The organism is Pseudomonas sp. 2 (genome assembly GCF_056627435.1).
This window is the reverse complement of sequence record NZ_JBWXNG010000017.1, coordinates 25,813-44,912: the sequence shown is the minus strand read 5'-3', so window position 1 is coordinate 44,912 and position 19,100 is coordinate 25,813. Positions and strand designations below refer to the sequence as shown.

The following is a 19,100-nucleotide window of genomic DNA, read 5'->3' as shown; positions in this document are numbered from 1 at the left end:
GTCATCCGCCATTAATGTGACAGACGGATTGCATTCGCCAGCAAGCCGGCTCCTACAAAATGCGCGGCATCAATGTTTTTCGTGGTGCATCTCATTGAACCCCGCCGCCGCTTCCTGAATCTCGGGGGTGAAATCGTCGAAGGACATGACCTGGCGCACTTCGACGGTTTCGTTATCGCCGGCCGGGCAGCGCTTGGCCCATTCGATGGCCTTTTCCAGCGAGGGCAGTTCCAGCATCCAGTACCCGCCCAGCACTTCGCTGACGCCCGGAAATGGCGCGTTGATCACCTGAGCCTGGCCATTGTTGAAGACGACACGTGCGCCGATGCTCGGCGGGTGCAGGCCGTCGAGGGTGATCAGCACGCCCGCCTCCTGCAACGCCTCGTTGTATTTCATCATCCGCTCCACCGCCTCGGGTTCGGGCAGGGTGCCAGGGGCGGCGGTTTCGTAGCCTTTGGGGATCATCAGCATCATGAAGCGCATGGTCGGTGTCCTCTGTGGGTCAAAAGATTCCTGGATATCCAGGGTTTCGAACGATAGTCGAACCACGAGGCGAGAAATCGACAGGCCCTGCGCCGTATCGAATCAAAATATTTCCCGGACGCTTTTGCCACTGCTGGACATTTTTGATATTGCGGTCGACATTGAACATGGAGATTATGACCGTAATTTTTTTCATCCAGCATCCCGCCGGATGACGCCCGGAGCGCACGCCCATGCAAAGCAACTCTCGCGAAGAAACCCTGGCCCTGTGGCAGCAGCAGGAAAAGGACATGCGTGCCCGTCTGGGCAAGGCCGGCAGCATGAACCTGATGGACGTGGCGCAGCTGACGCCCGAGGAATTCTTCAACGGCATCGGCAGCGGCCTCTACCCTCACCCGCCGATTGGCGAGCTGATGGACTTTGTGCCGATCGAATGGACGCCCGGCAGCTTCATCTTTCAGGGCACTCCCGGCCCGCAACACTACAACCCGCTGGGCATCGTGCACGGCGGGTACGCCGCGACCCTGCTGGATTCCTGCATGGGCTGCTCGATCCACACCCGCCTGAACAAGGGCCAGGGCTACACCACCCTCGACTTGCGCATCAGCTACATCCGCGCGCTGACCGACAAGAGCGGCCCGATCCGCGCCGAAGGCACCGTGGTCCACCTCGGCCGCTCCACGGCGCTGGCTGAAGGCAAGCTCTATGACGTGGATGGCCGGCTGTTTGCGACCGGCACGACCACTTGCATGATTCTGGATATGAATCGCTGAAAACCCTGTCGCGGGCAAGCGCGCTCCTACAAGGAATTGCGATGCGCTGTAGGAGCGCGCTTGCCCGCGACAGCGTCCGCACAGACACCACCTGTCTCACCAGCGCATTCGTGCCCCCCAGTCAAAAGTCCCTTTCCCATCCCCCGGTTTTTCCGCAGGGATCGAATCAGGATACTGGGCGTCAGATTTATTGACCTCGCACTGGAGAAACTTCAATGAGCGTTCCTGCATTTGGCCTGGGTACTTTTCGCCTGAAAGACCAAGTCGTCATCGATTCGGTCAGCAACGGCCTGGAGCTGGGCTACCGCACCGTCGACACCGCGCAGATCTACGGCAACGAAGCCGAGGTCCGCCAGGCCATCGCCCAGAGCGGCGTACCGCGCAGCGAGCTTTACCTGACCACCAAGATCTGGACCGAAAACTACGCCGCCGACAAGCTCATCCCGAGCCTGAAAGACAGCCTGGCCAAACTGAAAACCGACTACGTCGACCTGACGCTGATCCACTGGCCATCGCCGGGCGGCCAGGTGCCGGTCGCCGAATTCATGGGCGCTTTGCTGGAGGCCAAGAAGCAGGGGCTGACCCGCGAAATCGGCGTCTCCAACTTCACCGTCGCCCTGATGAAAGAAGCCATCGCCGCGGTGGGCGCAGAGAATATCGCGACCAATCAGATCGAGCTGCACCCTTATCTGCAAAACCGCACCGTCGCCGATTTCGCCAAGGCTCAGGGCATTCAGATCACGTCCTACATGACCCTGGCCTATGGCGAAGTATTGAAAGATCCGGAGATCCAGCGAATCGCCCAGCAACACAACGCCACCCCGGCGCAGGTCTCCCTGGCGTGGGCGATGCAATTGGGTTATGCGGTGATTCCGTCGTCGACCAAACGCGAGAATCTGGCGAGCAATCTTGAAGCCTTGAAACTCAAGCTCAGCGAGCAGGATATGGCGCAGATTGCAGGGCTTGATCGGGGGCAGCGATTGACCAGCCCGGCGAGTTTGGCGCCGGAGTGGGATTGAATTCTTGCACGCGGGCGATCAGTTAAAACGGATCAAGAGCGCTCTTCCTAACGTCAGATCTATTTCGACTTCGTCGAGTTACTTGATGACCCCAAGTAACCAAGGGTTCTCGCTCCACTGTCCGGCCCGGCTTCGCCGGGTTCCCTCCTTCCGGCATTGCTCCGTGGGCCCGGCGCGAATGGGCCATCCATGGCCCCGCGCCTCTCGCGGCATCCATGCCGCTTGGCCCACTGCGCAACGCCTCCACTCGGCCTCCCAAAGTCGCAATTTGTGCCGCCTGTGAGATTTGCGTAGGCAAACACCAAACCTCCCCGTAGCAGCACGGCTTGCCGGCGGGGCGATCTTGAGGGCCACCCGCGAGCAAGCTCGGCTGCTACGGGCACGGCGTTAGCCGGTGGATGGCGTTGGCCGTTTGCTTTTGATTTGGCTTTTGATCTTGGTGCGCAACAGTCCAGACGACACAAAACGCGACTTGGGTGCAGGCTGAACGCAGGTCTCGTGGAGTGGGTCGAGCCGCATGGATGCGGCGAGAGGCGTGTGGGCCATGGATGGCCCTTTCACGCCGGGCCCACGGAGCGGGACCGGAGTGAAGGAACCCTGACGAAGTCAGGGCCAAACCAGGAGCAAAAGCCCTTGGTTACTTGGGGCTTTTCCAAGTAACTCGACGAAGTCGAAACAGGTCTGACGTTAGGAAGAACGCTTTAGATCTTGATCTTGATCTTGATCTTGATCCTGTCCCAACGACCGCCTGTTAAGCCACAACCGGAATCATCGGATCCGCCGCCGCCAACGCCGCTTCCCGCTCGGCCACCGGCGGATAGATCCACACCGAGTTGATCTGCTGCTTGAGCTGCTTGGCCTCTTCCTTGATCAGTTTGACCTGACGATCCCAACCCTCGGTGTACACCGCGCCCCAGGCGCCAAGGTCCAGACAGGTGACGTACTTGACCTGACTGTACGGAATCGGCGCCTCGCCCAACAGATCGGCTGCCACGTTGTTACCCGCCGAACGCCCCAACGCGATTGCATGCTGGCACGTCATCAGCGCGAAGTTGCCTTCGTCGTCGGTGGCGGCATAAGCCGTGTCGCCGGTGGCGAAGATATCGTTCTGGCCGATCACTTTCAGGTTGCGGTCCACGTGCAGGCGGCCTGCAGCATCGCGTTCGCCCGGAATCTGCTCGGTCAGCGAGCTTGCCCGCACACCCACGGTCCACACGACAGTCTTGGCATCGATGCGACGACCGTCGGCCAGGGTCACGCCATTGGCGTCCACGGCGGCAACCGACGCATTGACCACCCATTCCACGCCCAGCGCTTCAGTAGCCTCGACGATCGCCGGGCTGATGTTGTCGCCCAGTGCCGCACCGACCTTCTCGCCGCGATCGACGATGATCACCCGCACCTTGGCGTCTGCACCCAGCACTTCACGCAGGCGGGCCGGCATTTCGGTGGCGGTTTCGATACCGGTGAAACCGCCGCCGGCGACCACCACGGTATTGCGCATCGCCGACTCAGGCAGCGCAGCCAGAGACTTGATGTGATTCTCAAGGCTGGTCGCCTCGGTCATGTGGTCAACGTCGAAGGCGTGCTCCACCCCAGGCACCGAGGCCGGACGCACTACGCGGCTGCCGGTGGCCAGAACCAGTTTGTCGTAGTTGATCGAGATCTTCACACCGTCTGCCGAGGTGTAGCCCACTTTCTTGCCCGCCACGTCGATGGTGTCGGCCATGCCCTTGATGAAGTTCACACCCACGGCATCGAACAGCGGCCCCAGCGGCGACTGCATCTGATGAACCTGCTGCTCGTAGTAGCGAGGACGCACGCCCAGCACCGCTTCAGGCGCCAGCACGGTGACTTGGACGTCGTCGCGCTTGTGCATGTCCAGCAAACGCGTGGAACTCAGGGCGCTCCACATGCCGCCAAAACCCGCGCCGACGATCAGAATCTGCTTTTTCATTGAGTGCTCCAGGAAGAAAGGGGCTGCAAAAGATGAGTGAGGTCGGAGTTGGCGACCGCCTCAAGACAACTACGACTTTATTGGTCGTAGTTGATTTCGACAAGCATTTTTTTAGTACTGCTTCTGAGCGAGATGATCAACCAATACATTAAATCTTTAATTATCAATAATTTATGCATAAATACCGGCTGTCGATCGATTCATCATCGCCACCCGACGGCACCACCGCTGATCGCAAGGGCTGAGGATTCCTTGCGACATATCGCGCAAATTGTTAGCTTTTGCGCGATCAAATCAGTCGGAGATCGACATGTCTCTCTATAGCGCAGGCGTCGAATACGGCATTCACTGCCTGCTGTACCTGGTGGATGAGCGCGGTGACAGCCGGGAAGCCAGCGTGCGTGACCTGGCCGAGCTGCAAGGCGTGCCGCAGGAATACCTGGCCAAGGTCTTCACCAAACTGGCGAAAGCCAAACTGGTGGCGGCGACCGAAGGGGTGCGCGGCGGCTTCAGGCTGGGGCGGCCATCGGACGAAATCACCTTGCTGGACATCGTCACGGCGATCGACGGGCGCAAGCTGATCTTCGATTGCCGCGACATTCGCGGCCGCTGTGCGGTGTTCGACGGCTGCGCGCCCGACTGGGCGACCGAAGGCATGTGCGGCATCAACGCGGCAATGATGACGGCGCAGAAACGTATGGAAGATGCGCTGGCCCAGCAGACCATCCTGGACCTGGCGCGACGCACCGGCCGCAAGGCACCGCCCGAATTCAACGGGCAGATCAGCGACTGGCTGAGCGAACGCAAGGAAAGCCGCGCCAGCGCCGGGGCCGAGAGCCAGAATATTGCGTTGGTGCAGGTGGACGACTGACTCTCTGTCACGACGAACGCATCGCCCTCACGACCATTCGCGAATAAATTCGCTCCTACAGATTGTGCGCACGGCACAGAAAAGATGGACGGCGCCCTACCCTGTAGGAGCGAATTCATTCGCGAAAAATGGTGCAGGCGATAGAGATGTGTCGTCTGTACCACCTTTCGCGAATGAATTCGCTCCTACAGAGGATCGGCGTCTGGCTAAACGGTTTTTAGCCGAAGATGACCGCGTAAATCCCGACGACGCTGAGCACGATCACCGTACCTCCCAGCACCACGACCTCACGCAACGGCGCCGGAACGCGCTCCTGTTTCAGGCCACGGGCGCTCTTGCGATAGCGGGCGTTGAGGCCGATCTGGATCGCGATCCCCGCCATCAGCGAGACGATGATCGGCAATAGCGCAATAAACCCGAAGTGCGGAATCCAGCGCAGGAAAATCGTGCACACCACCAGCAGCGTCATCAAGGTGCGCCGCCATGCCAGCAGTGTTCGCTCGGGCTGCAGGCCGGGGTCGTCGTGCCCCAGGGTGCCCATGGCCTGACTGCGACGGCTCATGATGCGCCGTAGATCAGGAACACGATCAGCCCCGCCGCCACCAGCGCGCCGCCCAGTGACAGGATCGGCACCAGCACCGGCAACGGCAGCGGCTTGCGCAGCCGCATCGCCCGCTCCACTTTCAGCCAGCGCAGGCAGGCGCTGGCACTGACCAGCATCGCCAGCACCAGCAACGACAACGCCACCGCGCGACGCAGCCCCGGGCTGAATACATCGCCGGTGAAGGCCTCCACCGCGATGCCGCCGGCCAGAAACGCCAGCGCGGTGCGGATCCACGCCAGGAATGTCCGCTCGTTGGCCAGGGTGAAGCGCGGGTCAGGCTCGCAACCCGGCCCCAGCAGCGAGGCGGATAGACGGTCACGTTCAGGGGAAGGCGGTTTGTCGGCTTGCGGAGAATTCATGTCGCACCGAGGTCGGGTAGATGAACGGATGATACCGGTCATGACCGCGAAAGGCCCGCATCGGCAACGACATTGATGTGCCTGAGGCCGCATCTTTACCTCGTCCGGTGTAGGCGTTTTCCTGAAAAAACCTGCCATGCCTGATTCAACAATCAAGATTTGAGGCTTTTCCCTTCAAAATCCCGGACTTGTCCTACGCTGTCATTCTAACGATCGCTGTTGCGATACCCGTGCCTCACGGGTTGATCTGTAGTCTTGGGCGTCAGCGAGGGAAAGATTGAGACAGGTAGAAGGGACGGACCTCGACGCAAGGAGCAGGCGCCTCAAGCGCATGCCGGTGCTGTGGCTCGCAGGTTTTTTCACCGTACTGGTGTGCTTTTCCATCACCAGCATCACGCTGTGGCAGTTGCGCCAGACGCGCATCCACGAGCTGGAACTGGCCGACACCAACGTCGCCAACCTGTCGCGTTCCATGGCGCAGCAGGCCCAGGACACCTTCGATCAGGCCGACATTCCCGTGGCGGGCATCGTCGAGCGCCTGTCCTACGACGGCTTCGGCGCCGCCACCAGCTCGCGCATGCATGATTTTCTGCGGGCCACGGCCGCCAGCGTCGAGCAGATCCAGGGTCTGTTCATCTATGACAAGGAAGGCAACTGGGCCGCCACGTCGATGAATCGCATCCCGAACAACGCCAACAACGCCGACCGGGAATATTTCCAGTTTCACAAGGCCATCGACAGCACCTTGCCCCACGTTGGCCAAGCCCTGCGCAGCCGCACCACGGGTGACTGGATCATCCCGATTTCGCGGCGGGTCAACGACTCGGCCGGCAACTTTGCCGGGGTGGTGCTGGCAACCATTGAGCTGGCCTATTTCGACCGTTTCTTTTCTCGCTTCGACATCGGCCAGAAAGGCGTGATCACCCTGACCCTGGCCGACGGCACCGTGCTGGCCCGACGCCCGGCCATCGACAACGTGCGCGGCGCGTCCATCGCCGACGGTGAGCTGTTTCGCAAATACCTGAAGGAAAACTACGAAGGTACAGCGACCGTGCGTTCGGTGCTGGACAAAGAGATCCGCATGTACGGCTACAAACGCCTGGACCGCTACCCGCTGGTGGCGATGGCGGGCCTGTCCGAACACGAAGTGCTCGACGAGTGGCGCCAGTACGCCTGGCGTTCGCTGGCGATCATCATCTGTGTGGTGGTCGCCAATCTGCTGTTCGGCGTGCTGCTGTTCCAGCAGATCCGCTTTGGCCTGAACGCCGAATCCCAGCTGCGCATCGCCAGTAACTCGCTGGAAAAACTCGCGTTGCAGGACAGCCTCACGGGCCTGGCCAACCGCCGGCATTTTCAGGAAATCCTCGGGCTGGAGTTCGCCAACGGCCTGGCCAACCTGCACCCGCTGAGCCTGATCATGATCGACATCGATTTTTTCAAGAGCTACAACGACAACTACGGCCACGTCGCCGGCGACAAATGCATCGTCGCGGTGGCCGAGTGCGTGCGCAGCAATCTGAACCGAACGGGCGACCTGGCGGTGCGTTACGGCGGCGAGGAAATGGCCGTGTTCCTGCCCTACAGCGATGCCCAGGGCGCCTTCCTGCTGGCGGAAAAGATTCGTCTGTCAGTGCTGACCCGCGCCCTGGAGCATCAGGGCAATCCGGTCGGCATCGTCAGCATCAGCCTGGGCGTGTATGGCTGTGCAGCCCATGAGTGCCCGAGCATGGAAGAGTTCGTCGAGCGGGCCGACGCCGCGCTGTACGTGGCCAAGCACGACGGGCGCAACCGCACCGAGGTCTGGCAGGGCAGCAGCGTGACGGCTCACTCGCTGGCCTGAGCCTTGACGATGTGCGCCACCTTGCCGCGAAACAGCTCCAGGCGGTCGGCCGGCGCGTTGTGCTCGACCACCAGCGCGCCCACCTCTTCGCAGGGCGCGACGTGATAGTGGGCGATGCTCGCCAGCTTCTCGTTGATCACCGCTACCACCACCTGACCACTGCGCGCCACCACCGCGCGCTTGAACTCGGCCACGTCCATGTCGAACGCGGTCACGCCCTTGAGCGCATCCAGCGCGCAGGCGCCGAGAAAACACAGGTCGAAGTTGAAATGGGCCAGTTGCTGGATCGTGGTGAAACCGTAGGTACTGCCCGCCACCGGGCTCAGACGGCCACCCAGCAGAATCACTTCCACGGACGGTAGTTTCATCAATTCCACTGCGATCACCGGCGAATTGGTGGTGATTGTCAGCGGCATTTGCGGATCCAGCGCGCGAGCGATCGCCAGGTTGGTCGACCCGCCATCGATGAACACATGCTGCCCGGCGCTGATCAGGCCCGCCGCGGCAACGCCCAATGAGCGTTTGCGTCCGGGTTCGTGCTCGATGCGCGCGGTGATCGGCCCGTCGGACGCCAGGGAAATCGCCCCGCCGTACACCCGTTTGCACAAGCCGGCCGACGCCAAAGTGCCCAGATCACGGCGAATGGAATGCTCGGAGACGTTGAATTCAGCGGCCAGTTCGGCGGCAATCACCCGGCCATGGACGGCCAGACGCTCGGTAATCAGACGCTGACGCTCGCCGGGAAAGGCTTCGGGATTGGCAGACATAAAGGCCTCGATATCACGCTGGATCGCTCATGAACGAGCAGGATCATGCGTGGCGAGCGCTGCCAGTGTCAAACCGGGAGAGAGAAGGACATAGAGTGGGCTGCAAAGGCTGGGGACCAGAGGCGCACGAGCGTGACACCCCTGGTCTTTCTCGGCGGTCTCAAGGTGGCTATTCCTCCTCTTCTTCCTCGTCGTCCACAGCCGTGAACCATGGTTTGAGTTCGCTCAGCTCGAAATTGCCTGACTCCGCGCGGGCTCTCCCGATACGGGGATAGTCGACCGGTTTGAAGGACACGGACGAGTCCAGGATTTCTGCGCTCGTCGATACTACGGATCTGTCAGTCATGTTTGAGCCTCCCTGTCCAAAGATGTGCGCAAGTGCGCCGGGAGACTATAGACCAGCTTCGAGAACCACTCGTCGATTCGCGACCCGCTGGTCATAAACTGCCAACAGCTTCAAAATTCGCCGTACTCCGCGCGCATGCGGCCGTTGCGTTTGACGTGATACAGCAGGCCGTCGACTTTCTCGATGAACGCCAAGGCGCTCTCGTCTGCTCTGGGAGTTACAGTCCCCACGCCCAGGCTCAAGGTCAGCAGCGGCGAAACTTCCGAGCGCTCGTGGGGAATCTGTTGCTGGCGAACCAGCTGCATGCACTTTTCGGCCACCCGCCGCGCCTTGTCCTGGGAGGTATCGGGCAGCAGCCAGACGAACTCTTCGCCGCCGATGCGGGCGATGAAATCACCGGTATCGTTGGCCGCCAGCGACAGCGTCTTGGCCACCGTGCGCAAGGCTTCGTCGCCCTTGATGTGGCCGTAGTGGTCGTTGTACTGCTTGAAGTAATCGATATCCATCATGATCAGCGACAGCGGCCGGCCGCTTTCCTGAGCGCTGGCCCACTCGCGCTCAAGCACGGTGTCGAACATGCGCCGGTTGGCGATGCCGGTCAGGCCGTCCTGGTAGGAGAAGGCCTCCAGCTGCTTCTGCAGGCGCACCAGATGCTCTTCGGTTTTCTTGCGTTCGCTGATGTCGAACATGAAGCCCACCAGCGCCTCGACCTCGCCGTTCTTGCGCACCACGTGCACCACGTCGCGAATCCAGACGTATTCGCCGTCTTTGGTCAGCGCGCGGTAGTCGGCTTCGTGATCGACGCCGGCCTTGGATTGCGATACGCAGAAATTGACCACGTAATCGCGGTCGTCCGGGTGCATGCGCTCGACCCAGTCGTTGATCCCGACCCAACTGCCCTGCTCCCAGCCCAGCAATGCTTCGATCTGCGGGCCGATGTAGCTGAATGTCATGCTTTGCCAGTCGATGCGCCAGGGGATGGCCCGGGTCGATTCAAGCAGGGTCTTGTAAACATCGCTGTCGGTGCCTGGCGGCAGGGATTCTTCACTCATGGTCGGTCAGGGCTCCGAGGAAAAAGGTGGCGACAGCATGTTGCCACTAATGGCGTCGTGCAATAGCGCTGGCGGTTCGGTTGGGGGGCTTCCGGACGACTGGCGCGTTGGGCGCTATAACTGACTGATTGACGGCATGGGAGGCGAGTCATGCAAAGCTTCGAGGTGGTGATCATCGGCAGCGGCTTTGGCGGGCAATGCGCGGCGATCAAGCTGCTGGAAGCGGGCATCGACAATTTTCGCCTGCTGGAGCGCCGCGACTTCTTCGGCGGCACCTGGTGCCAGAACACCTACCCCGGCGCCACGGTGGACATCCCATCGCCGCTCTATTCGCTATCGTTCGCGCCCTATCCCTGGACGCAGATGTACGCCAGCCAACAAGAATTGCAGCGCTACACCCGGCACGTGGTCGAGCGTTTCTGGCTGCAGAAGCGGATCGAAACCGGCACCGAGGTCCTCGGGCTGAGCTGGGATGACACGGCGCAGCACTGGGCGGTCCACACCCACAAAGGTGTTTTCCACAGCCGTTTCGTCATCAATGCCAGCGGCCCGCTGAGCCAGCCGCAAACACCCTCGTTCGAGGGTTTCCATTCATTTGAGGGTAAGTGCTTTCACAGCAACCAGTGGGACCACGGCTTCGATCACCGGGGCAAGCGGGTGGCGATTGTCGGCAGCGGCGCCAGCGCGGCACAGATCATTCCGGCAATCGCGTCAGAAGTGTCTGAGCTGCATGTGTTCCAGCGCACCGCACACTGGGTGCTGCCGAGGCCCGATCACCGATTCAGCCGATTCGAGCGTTGGCTGCTCACCCGCCCTCTGGTTTGGCGCCTGCTGCGCGCGCTGATTTATCTGAAGCTGGAAACCCGCTTCGTCGGCTTCAAATACTTGAAGACGGGTCTTGCCGTGGTGCAGTGGATGGCGCGCAGGCACCTTGCACGACAAGTGCGGGATCCTGATCTGCGACGCAAATTGACGCCCGACTTCACTCTGGGTTGCAAGCGGGTGCTGCTGTCCAGCGAGCTGTACCCGGCCTTGCAGCGGAGCAACGTAACCTTGCACAGCGAAGCGCTCCGGCGGCTGGACCCGAGCGGTATCGTCACCGTAGCAGGCGAGCACCTTGAGCTGGACCTGATTATCTGGGCGACCGGTTTCGAAACCACCGATCACGCCATCCCCTATCCGATCGAGGGCAGGCACGGCAAACGGCTGAGCGAGGTCTGGCAGCCCTTCCCCCGCGCCTATCTGGGCACCAGCGTGCCGGGTTTCCCCAATCTGTTCCTGATCACCGGTCCCAACACCAGCACCGGCCACACCTCGGCGCTGTTCATGCTAGAAGCGCAGATGCACTACGTCATGGCCAGCCTTGCCAGCGTCAGAAAAGAGGGAAAGCGCAGCATCGAAGTGCGGCCCGAAGCCGAGGAGCGTTACACCGGGATGATTCATCGGGAGATGAAGCGAACCGTATGGTTCTGGGGAGGTTGCCGCAGCTGGTATCAGAACCAGAGCGGCAAGGTGACGGTGATCTTTCCGGGGTTCAGTTTCAGCTTCTATTGGCTGACCCGGTGGTTCCGACGAAAAGATCACAGATACCACGCCTGAATCCGATCCCGTAGCAGCACGGCTTGCCGGCGGGGACGGACTTGAGATCACTATCTGACTCAAGACCGCCCCGCGGGCAAGCCCGGCTGCTACAAGGGATCACTTCACGGCAACAGCGAATACACCAGCGCCGAAATCGACACCAGGCCAACCACCACCACAAACACGTTGGACAGCTTGCCCGCGTACTGACGCATGGCCGGGACCTTGCGCACGGCGTACATCGGCATCAGGAACAGCAACGCCGCGATGACCGGGCCGCCGAGGGTTTCGATCATGCCCAGGATGCTCGGGTTGAGCGTGGCCACCAGCCAGCAGACCACCAGCATGAAACCTGCGGTCAGGCGGTCCAGCACCTTGGGCGAAGGACGGCTGCCGCTCTTGATCACCAGCCCCTTGAGGCCTTCGCTGGCACCGATGTAGTGGCCCAGGAACGACTTGGTGATCGCCACAAAGGCAATCAGCGGCGCGGCAAAGGCGATGGTCGGGTTGCTGAAGTGGTTGGCCAGGTACGACAGGATCGACAGGTTCTGCGCCTTGGCCTCGGCCAGTTGCTCGGGCGAGAGGGTCAGCACGCAGCTGAAGACGAAGAACAGCACCATCACCACCATCAGCAAGTGGGCGCGGGAGAGGATCTGCGAGCTGCGCTGATCGGCGTTGGCGCCGTACTGGCGGCGCTGGTCAACGGCAAACGCCGAGATGATCGGCGAGTGGTTGAACGAGAACACCATCACCGGAATCGCCAGCCACAGCGTGTGCAGCAAGGCAGATGGCGCTGGCACTTCACTGGCGGTGGTGAGAATGCCACCGGTCCAGTGTGGGATCAGGAAAATGGCCAGGAACAGCAAGGCGACGATGAACGGGTACACCATCAGGCTCATGGCCTTGACGATCAGTTGCTCGCCACACCGCACCACCGCCAGCAGGCCGATGATCAGCACAAAGGCCAGCACCGCGCGCGAAGGCGGCTGAACGTGCAGCTGATGCTCCATGAAGCTGCTGACGGTGTTGGTCAACGCCACGCTGTAGATCAGCAGGATCGGGAACACGGCGAAGAAATACAGCAGGGTGATCAGAGCACCGGCCTTCTTGCCGAAATGCTCTTCGACCACGTCGGTGATGTCCGCGCCTTCACGGCCCGAGAGCACGAAGCGGGTCAGGCCGCGGTGTGCGTAGAACGTCATCGGGAAGGCCAGTACGGCCAGAATCAGCAGCGGCCAGAAGCCACCAATGCCCGCATTGATCGGCAGGAACAAAGTGCCTGCGCCAATGGCGGTGCCGAACAACCCGAGCATCCAGGTGGTGTCCTGGCGTTGCCATGTGGTGATGCTGGAAGTCACGCTCGCGGGCGCGGCGTCGATAGGTTGCTCGACGCTGTTGGCCTGATCATTCATCCGGTCGATTTCTCCGTTGCCGGTGATAGCTACAAGGTCAAAAGCGCATCGAAAAACTCGGCAGTCAGCGCCCCTGACCAGTTCTGTACAGGGAAAGGGCCGCGATTGTCCGGGATTAGAGAGCAGAATCAAAGGGTTGTCGGAGGGATGGTCACAGATTCAGAGCTTTCCGACGGGTGACTGCGACAATGTCACGCAGGCAGTTTAACCCAAAAACCGTAGCAGTCCGGCTTGCCGGCGGGGCGGTGTATCTGTGACGAATAGGTCGCCTGACACACCGCCCCGCCGGCAAGCCGTGCTGCTACGGTCCTCATTAGACACGCCGCAACGGCACGCTCAGCTCCACCCGCAACCCGTCACTGCGGCTGTCGAAGCGCAGTGAACACGCGCAGCGCTGGACGATGGCCTGCACGATCGCCAGGCCCAATCCGGCGCCCGGGCTCTTGCCGTTGCGCCAGAAGCGCTGGGAAATCTTGTCCAGATCGGGCTCGGGAATGCCCGGGCCGTAATCACGCACCCGGAAATGCGCCTGGCCGTCAAAGGTTTCGATGCTCAGATCCACCCGCGCACCCGCCTGAGTGTGGCGCAACGCGTTGTCCAGCAGGTTGCGCAAGGCCGCGACCGCCAGCGCTGCAGGCATTTCCACCGGAGCGGTGGACAATTGCGCCGGCAAGATCAGCTGGATGCGCTCGTCGTCGCCATGGTTGGCGTCATGGATGGCCAGCCGCGCGACCTTCTCGGCGTCGCACTGCACACCATCGTCGAACGACAGGCTGCCTTCCACCCGCGCCAGCAACAGCAACTGCTCCAGCGTGCGGTGCATGCGGTCGGCGCCTTCCTCGGCATGACCAAGGGCGCGGTCACGCTTGTCGCCTTCGGTCATGCGCGCCACTTGCAGGTGGGTCTTGATCGCGGTCAGCGGGCTGCGCAGCTCATGGGCCGCATCGCCGGTCAGCCGACGCTCGCGCTCCAGGGTCTGGGCGATGCGCAGGAACAGCTGGTTCTGGCTCTTGAGCAACGGTTGCAATTCGCTGGGCAGGTTCGGCACATCCAGCGGCTCGACCGAATCGGCGCTGTGCCGGTTCAAGGCATCACGCATGCGATTGAGCGGCGCAAGGCCGCGGCCGATGCCGAACCAGACCAGCAACAGGCTGCCGCACAGCGCCACCAGCACCGGCACCGACGCGGCCAGCAGCACCGACTGGCCCAGCACATCGCGCTCGATCTGCCGGTCGGCGGTACTCACCCGCACGTTGCCGTGCATCATGGTGTACACCCGCCAGTGTTCGCCGTTGATCATCTGGTCGACGAAGCCGCTGGAATCGGCCTTCAACGGCTCGGCGGGCGAGCTTTCAGTGCGCGCCAACACTTGCCCCCGCACGCTGCTGAGCTGGCAGGCCATGCCGTTGGGAATGCGCAGGTCATTGGTGTGCAGCGAGCTGCTCTGGCCGTCGTCGGGCATCTGGATCTGCTCCAGAAGCCCTGCAACCATCCGCGCCGAGGCCTCCAGCCGCTGATCGAGGGACTCCATCATCTGCATGCGCAGATCGCGCAGCATCCATGCGGCCGCCAGCACCCAGATCAGGATGAACGCCGAGCCCAGGGTCAGGCTCAGGCGCGTGCGCAGGCTCATCATCCCTGTTGCTCCGCCAGATCGCCGGCCGGCCCCAGGCGATAGCCCAGGCCGCGCACGGTCTCGATGATACCGCCGCCCAGCTTGCGCCGCAGATGGTGGATGTGAACGTTCAGGGCATTGCTCTCCACTTCGTCGCCAAAGCCATAGACGCAATCCTTGAGCTGTTCGCTGGAAAGCACCCGGCCATTATTGTTGAGCAAGGCCTGCAGCAATGCCTGCTCGCGCCGCGAAAGGTCCACCGGCTGGCCGCCCAGGCGGGTTTCGCGGGTGCTGGGGTCGTAAGTCAGGGGGCCATGTTCGATCACGTTGACGCTGCGCCCGGCCATGCGCCGTACCAGCGTGTGCAGACGCGCGCTGAGCTCGCGCAGATCGAAGGGTTTGAGCAGATAATCATCGGCACCGGCCTGCAGGCCGTCGACGCGGTCGGTCACGGTGTCGCGGGCGGTGAGAATCAGCACCGGGATTTCCACGCCTTGCTGACGCAGATGGCGCAGCAGCTTGAGGCCGTCCTCGTCGGGCAGGCCAAGGTCCAGCACCATGACATCGAAATGCGCCGCCGAGAGCATCGCCCGCGCGGCAGACGCCGTGGCCACCCGGTCCACGGTCAGGCCCTGGGCGTCCAGGCCGGCGACGATGCCGCTGGCAATCAGATCGTCGTCTTCACAAAGCAGTACGTGCATGAAAGGCCTCGACAGAAAAGGCGATTGAAACAACGCCGGATTAAGGGTGGATTATGCCGGATCCGCAGGGCCTTGAATCGCGGCTTGACGGGCTGTTAATCGGCCCTTAACAAGAGCGCCTCACCCTCGGGCAAGTGATGATTGGCAAGGTGTACGCATGCGCAAGTTGTTGATACTGATGCTTCTGTTGTTTCCGCTGCTGGCACAGGCGCTGCCTGGTGGCGACCTGTTCAAGAAGCCCGATTTCCTGCCTGTCGAACAGGCGTTCATTTTCAGCTCGGAAAAGCTCGAATCCGGCGAGACTCGCCTGTTCTGGCAGATTGCCGACGGCTATTACCTGTACCAGAAGCGCCTGAAGTTCGAGGGCCTGAGCGCCGCCGAGCAACCGGCCCTGCCGGCGGGCGAAGACCATGACGATGAGTATTTCGGCCAGCAGCAGGTCTATCGCCAGGGCCTTGAGCTGACGATCCCCACCTCGGCCAGCGGCCAGGTGAAAGTGGGATGGCAAGGCTGCGCCGACGCCGGGCTGTGTTATCCGCCGCAGACTCAAGTGGTGGATCTGGGCAAGGGTGGCGCGACGGTCGTCGACAGCCAGGCCCAGGATCAGGCGCTGGCCAGCACCCTGCAGGAGCGCTCGCTGGGCTGGAGCCTGCTGATTTTCTTCGGCCTGGGCCTGCTGCTGGCCTTCACCCCCTGCTCGCTGCCGATGCTGCCGATTCTGGCGGGCGTGGTGGTCGGCAGCGGCGCCCACCCGCGTCGCGGCTTTGCGCTGGCCGGGGTCTATGTGCTGAGCATGGCGCTGATCTATGCAGGCCTGGGCGTGGTCGCCGCGCTGTTGGGCGGCAACCTGCAATCCACGCTGCAACAGCCCTGGCTGCTGGGCAGTTTCGCCGGGCTGTTTGTGCTGCTGTCGCTGCCGATGTTCGGCTTCTTCGAACTGCAGTTGCCAGGTTTCCTGCGTGACCGTCTGGAAAACGCCGGGCGCCAGCGTCAAGGCGGCAGCCTGGTCGGCGCGGGGATTCTCGGTGCGCTGTCCGGGCTGATGGTCGGCCCCTGCATGACCGCGCCGCTGGCCGGTGCACTGCTCTATATCGCGCAAAGCGGCAATGCCGTGCACGGCGGCCTGGTGCTGTTCGTGCTGGGGCTGGGTACCGGCCTGCCGCTGTTGCTGCTGGTGACGGTCGGCAACCGCTTCCTGCCCAAGCCCGGTGCCTGGATGGATCTGGTCAAGGGCATCTTCGGCTTCCTGCTGCTGGGCACGGCACTGGTGATGATTCGCCCGCTGCTGGCCGAATCGCTGTGGCTGGCACTGTTCGGCGCGCTGCTGCTGATCGTGGCCTTCAGCGCCATCGTTCAGACCCGCACACTCAAACGTGCCGCTCTGATCTGCGCGCCGGGCGGGCTGATTCTCGGGCTGTGGGGCGCGATGATGCTGATTGGCGCCGCCGGTGGTGCGGGTGATCCGTGGCAGCCGCTGAAGGTCTACAGCGGCTCGAGAGCCAGCGGCGAGAACGTCAGCAATCACGATGCGTTCACCACAATCAAGGACCCGGCGACGCTTGATCGCGAACTTGCCACCGCCAACGCCAACGGCCAGTGGGTGCTGGTGGACTACTACGCCGACTGGTGCGTGTCCTGCAAAATCATGGAAAAGACCGTGTTCGCCCAAAGCCACGTCATCGAGGCGCTGAACGGCGTGCGCCTGTTGCGCCTGGACGTGACCGCCGACAACGACGCCAGCCGCGAACTGCTCAAGCGCTACAAGGTGCCCGGCCCGCCGACGCTACTGTGGCTGGGCCCTGACGGCAGCGAGCGGCGCTCGCACCGCATCACCGGCGAGGTCGACGACAAGGGCTTTCTCGCCCAGTGGCAAGCCACCCGGGAGCAGGGTTGATGCTGAGTTTTTCCCTGGGGCCGTTTTCCCTGGCGCTCAGCCATTTGCTGTTGTTGCTGGCAGTGGCCCTTGCGACCTTCGTCGGCTGGCTGAGCGGACGAAGGCAGGGAATCAATCCTGAGCGCACGCTCTTCAACCTCTTCCTGCTGGGCCTGGTGTTTGCGCGGTTGAGTTTCGTGGGCGTGTATTGGGCTCAGTATCGAGGCGACTGGCTGCGCATCATTGATATCCGCGACGGCGGCTTTCTGCCGTGGATCGGCGTGGTTGCAGTGGTGATCGGCGCGCTTGTGCAAGGCTGGCGAAAACCGCCCCTGCGCAATTCGATGGGCCTGGGCGTGATCAGTGGCCTGTTGTTCTGGTGGCTGGCGAACCTGGCCATCGGCGTCACGCAACAGGACGCCCGCCTGCCGGACATCACCTTGCACAACGCTGCGGGAGAGCCCGTGCGAATCAGCGATTTGCAGGGCAAGAAACTGCTGATCAATCTGTGGGCCACCTGGTGCCCGCCTTGTCGGCGCGAGATGCCGGTGTTGCAGGCGGCCCAGCAATCGAATCCTGATGTGATTTTTCTATTCGTCAATCAGGCCGAAAGCCCGCGTGAGGTCGCGACTTTTCTGACGAACCAGGGTCTGCAATTGAACAACCTGCTGTTTGATGACACCGGCGACCTGGCTCGCCAGGTCGGCTCGGCGGCACTGCCCACCACCCTCTTCTACCGTCCGGATGGCCGCCTGCTGGCCAGCCACCTGGGCGAACTGTCCGCCGCCAGCCTGACCCACGCGCTCGAGCAGCTCGGCGAATCGGCGACACCGGCTTCCTCCCAACCAAGGAGTACTCAATGAGTTTCATGCGACTTTCCACCCTGGCCATCGCCAGCCTGCTTACCGTCCAGGCCGCACTGGTGCAGGCCGAAGAGCTGCCCGCGCCAGTCAAGGCATTGGAGGCCAAGGGCGCGACCATCAAAGGCAGCTTCGATGCACCGGGCGGGCTCAAGGGTTACGCCGCCGAGTACCAGAAACAAGGCATGGCCCTGTACCTGACGCCTGATGGCAAACATGTGCTGGCCGGCAATCTCTTCAACGAGAAAGGTGAAGACCTGAGCGATGCGCCGTTGCAGAAACTGGTCTATGAGCCCATGACCAAGGAGCTGTGGAACCAGATGGAAAACAGCACCTGGATCGCCGACGGCGCCAAGACCGCGCCCAAGGTCATCTACTTGTTCAGCGACGCCAACTGCCCTTATTGCAATATGTTCTGGGAGCAGGCACGGCCCTGGGTCAAGGCCGGCAAGGTCCAGTTGCGCCACATCATGGTCGGCGTGATTCGCGAAGACAGCGCCGCCAAGGCCGCCACGCTGCTGGCCGACGCCAACCCGGAAGTCGCCCTGCAAAAGCACGAGCAAGCGGGCAAAAGCAGCACGCTCAAGGCCATGGACAAGATCCCGGCAGACATCCAGGCCAAGCTCGACGCCAACATGAAGCTGATGGACGACATGGGCTTGTCGGCCACGCCGTCGATCTTCTACAAGGACGCCAATGGTCACCTGCAGCAACAGCAAGGCGCGCCGCGGCCTGAGGTGCTGGCGAAGATGATGGGCCCCAAGTAACTCTTATTCTCACGTAGCAGCACGGCTTGCCGGCGGTTGCGGTGTGTCAGGCGACGCATTCGCCACAGACACACCGCCCCGCCGGCAAGCCGTGCTGCTACGAGACGCATTCCCCCTGTGACCTTCTGACCAATGGTCGACCCTCCCCGAACCGTGGATACTGCGCCTGCTACACATCCATGTAAGAATGTCGATCAACATTTCAAGAGCCAGAGTCGGG

General features: G+C 62.1%; 19 protein-coding genes. 8 read left to right on the top strand and 11 right to left on the bottom strand.

The genetic code is table 11. From position 1 onward, the window contains the following. Positions 1-69: 69 nt before the first annotated feature. Positions 70-483, bottom strand: a complete 414-nt coding sequence (locus AC1MEK_RS23790) for a YciI family protein (protein ID WP_480398730.1) — start codon at positions 481-483, stop codon at positions 70-72. 19 nt (positions 484-502) lie between these two features. Next, positions 503-718, bottom strand: a complete 216-nt coding sequence (locus tag AC1MEK_RS23785) for a hypothetical protein (RefSeq protein ID WP_480398729.1) — start codon at positions 716-718, stop codon at positions 503-505. Between AC1MEK_RS23785 and AC1MEK_RS23780 the strand changes: the two genes are divergently transcribed. Continuing rightward, positions 717-1,256: a PaaI family thioesterase gene (locus AC1MEK_RS23780; protein ID WP_480398728.1), complete on the top strand. Its 540-nt coding sequence runs from the start codon at positions 717-719 to the stop codon at positions 1,254-1,256. The genes AC1MEK_RS23785 and AC1MEK_RS23780 overlap by 2 nt on opposite strands. A 215-nt stretch (positions 1,257-1,471) precedes the next feature. After that, on the top strand, positions 1,472-2,275 hold the full coding sequence (gene dkgB, locus AC1MEK_RS23775; RefSeq protein ID WP_480398727.1) for a 2,5-didehydrogluconate reductase DkgB: 804 nt from the start codon (positions 1,472-1,474) through the stop codon (positions 2,273-2,275). A gap of 751 nt (positions 2,276-3,026) precedes the next feature. On the opposite strand, the gene AC1MEK_RS23770 is transcribed toward dkgB, so the two are convergent. Continuing rightward, positions 3,027-4,232: an NAD(P)/FAD-dependent oxidoreductase gene (locus AC1MEK_RS23770; protein WP_480398726.1), complete on the bottom strand. Its 1,206-nt coding sequence runs from the start codon at positions 4,230-4,232 to the stop codon at positions 3,027-3,029. Positions 4,233-4,542: 310 nt separating this feature from the next. Between AC1MEK_RS23770 and AC1MEK_RS23765 the strand changes: the two genes are divergently transcribed. Beyond that, positions 4,543-5,103, top strand: coding sequence for an RrF2 family transcriptional regulator (locus tag AC1MEK_RS23765; RefSeq protein ID WP_480398725.1), 561 nt, complete (start codon positions 4,543-4,545; stop codon positions 5,101-5,103). Positions 5,104-5,320: 217 nt separating this feature from the next. Here the strand turns inward: AC1MEK_RS23765 and AC1MEK_RS23760 are convergent, their stop codons facing one another. Beyond that, positions 5,321-5,665 (bottom strand): DUF202 domain-containing protein, encoded by a 345-nt coding sequence (locus tag AC1MEK_RS23760; protein WP_480398724.1) that lies wholly within the window; start codon positions 5,663-5,665, stop codon positions 5,321-5,323. Beyond that, a complete protein-coding gene (locus tag AC1MEK_RS23755) occupies positions 5,662-6,066 on the bottom strand; it encodes a YidH family protein (protein ID WP_480398723.1) in 405 nt (134 codons plus the stop codon). The genes AC1MEK_RS23760 and AC1MEK_RS23755 overlap by 4 nt, the downstream gene beginning before the upstream one ends. A gap of 331 nt (positions 6,067-6,397) precedes the next feature. Here AC1MEK_RS23755 and AC1MEK_RS23750 point away from each other — a divergent pair, with 331 nt between their 5' ends. Then, a complete protein-coding gene (locus AC1MEK_RS23750) occupies positions 6,398-7,906 on the top strand; it encodes a sensor domain-containing diguanylate cyclase (protein WP_480398722.1) in 1,509 nt (502 codons plus the stop codon). Here AC1MEK_RS23750 and AC1MEK_RS23745 read toward each other — a convergent pair. From AC1MEK_RS23745 to AC1MEK_RS23735, 3 genes are all read right to left on the bottom strand, one after another. Further along, the gene (locus AC1MEK_RS23745) at positions 7,891-8,673 is read right to left on the bottom strand and encodes a DeoR/GlpR family DNA-binding transcription regulator (protein WP_480398721.1); all 783 of its coding nucleotides are present in this window, start codon (positions 8,671-8,673) and stop codon (positions 7,891-7,893) included. The genes AC1MEK_RS23750 and AC1MEK_RS23745 overlap by 16 nt on opposite strands. 169 nt (positions 8,674-8,842) lie before the next feature. After that, positions 8,843-9,019, bottom strand: a complete 177-nt coding sequence (locus AC1MEK_RS23740) for a hypothetical protein (RefSeq protein WP_480398720.1) — start codon at positions 9,017-9,019, stop codon at positions 8,843-8,845. 110 nt (positions 9,020-9,129) lie between these two features. Further along, complete coding sequence (locus AC1MEK_RS23735) at positions 9,130-10,071, bottom strand: GGDEF domain-containing protein (RefSeq protein ID WP_480398719.1); 942 nt, start codon at positions 10,069-10,071, stop codon at positions 9,130-9,132. A gap of 150 nt (positions 10,072-10,221) precedes the next feature. Here AC1MEK_RS23735 and AC1MEK_RS23730 point away from each other — a divergent pair, with 150 nt between their 5' ends. Continuing rightward, on the top strand, positions 10,222-11,670 hold the full coding sequence (locus tag AC1MEK_RS23730; protein WP_480398718.1) for a flavin-containing monooxygenase: 1,449 nt from the start codon (positions 10,222-10,224) through the stop codon (positions 11,668-11,670). A gap of 104 nt (positions 11,671-11,774) precedes the next feature. On the opposite strand, the gene AC1MEK_RS23725 is transcribed toward AC1MEK_RS23730, so the two are convergent. From AC1MEK_RS23725 to AC1MEK_RS23715, 3 genes are all read right to left on the bottom strand, one after another. Beyond that, positions 11,775-13,064 carry a serine/threonine transporter gene (locus AC1MEK_RS23725; protein WP_480398717.1) on the bottom strand — a complete coding sequence of 430 codons (1,290 nt, stop codon included), beginning with the start codon at positions 13,062-13,064 and terminating at the stop codon, positions 11,775-11,777. 313 nt (positions 13,065-13,377) lie between these two features. Then, positions 13,378-14,700, bottom strand: a complete 1,323-nt coding sequence (locus AC1MEK_RS23720) for an ATP-binding protein (RefSeq protein ID WP_480398716.1) — start codon at positions 14,698-14,700, stop codon at positions 13,378-13,380. Beyond that, positions 14,697-15,380, bottom strand: a complete 684-nt coding sequence (locus AC1MEK_RS23715) for a response regulator (RefSeq protein WP_480398715.1) — start codon at positions 15,378-15,380, stop codon at positions 14,697-14,699. The genes AC1MEK_RS23720 and AC1MEK_RS23715 overlap by 4 nt, the downstream gene beginning before the upstream one ends. Before the next feature lie 157 nt (positions 15,381-15,537). Here AC1MEK_RS23715 and dsbD point away from each other — a divergent pair, with 157 nt between their 5' ends. The 3 genes from dsbD to dsbG are packed head-to-tail and all read left to right on the top strand — an operon-like array spanning position 15,538 to position 18,880. Next, positions 15,538-17,274: a protein-disulfide reductase DsbD gene (gene dsbD, locus AC1MEK_RS23710; RefSeq protein ID WP_480398714.1), complete on the top strand. Its 1,737-nt coding sequence runs from the start codon at positions 15,538-15,540 to the stop codon at positions 17,272-17,274. Continuing rightward, the gene (locus tag AC1MEK_RS23705) at positions 17,274-18,116 is read left to right on the top strand and encodes a TlpA family protein disulfide reductase (RefSeq protein ID WP_480398713.1); all 843 of its coding nucleotides are present in this window, start codon (positions 17,274-17,276) and stop codon (positions 18,114-18,116) included. Before dsbD ends, AC1MEK_RS23705 begins: the two co-directional genes overlap by 1 nt. Beyond that, positions 18,113-18,880 (top strand): thiol:disulfide interchange protein DsbG, encoded by a 768-nt coding sequence (gene dsbG / locus AC1MEK_RS23700; RefSeq protein ID WP_480398712.1) that lies wholly within the window; start codon positions 18,113-18,115, stop codon positions 18,878-18,880. Before AC1MEK_RS23705 ends, dsbG begins: the two co-directional genes overlap by 4 nt. Positions 18,881-19,100: the final 220 nt, after the last annotated feature.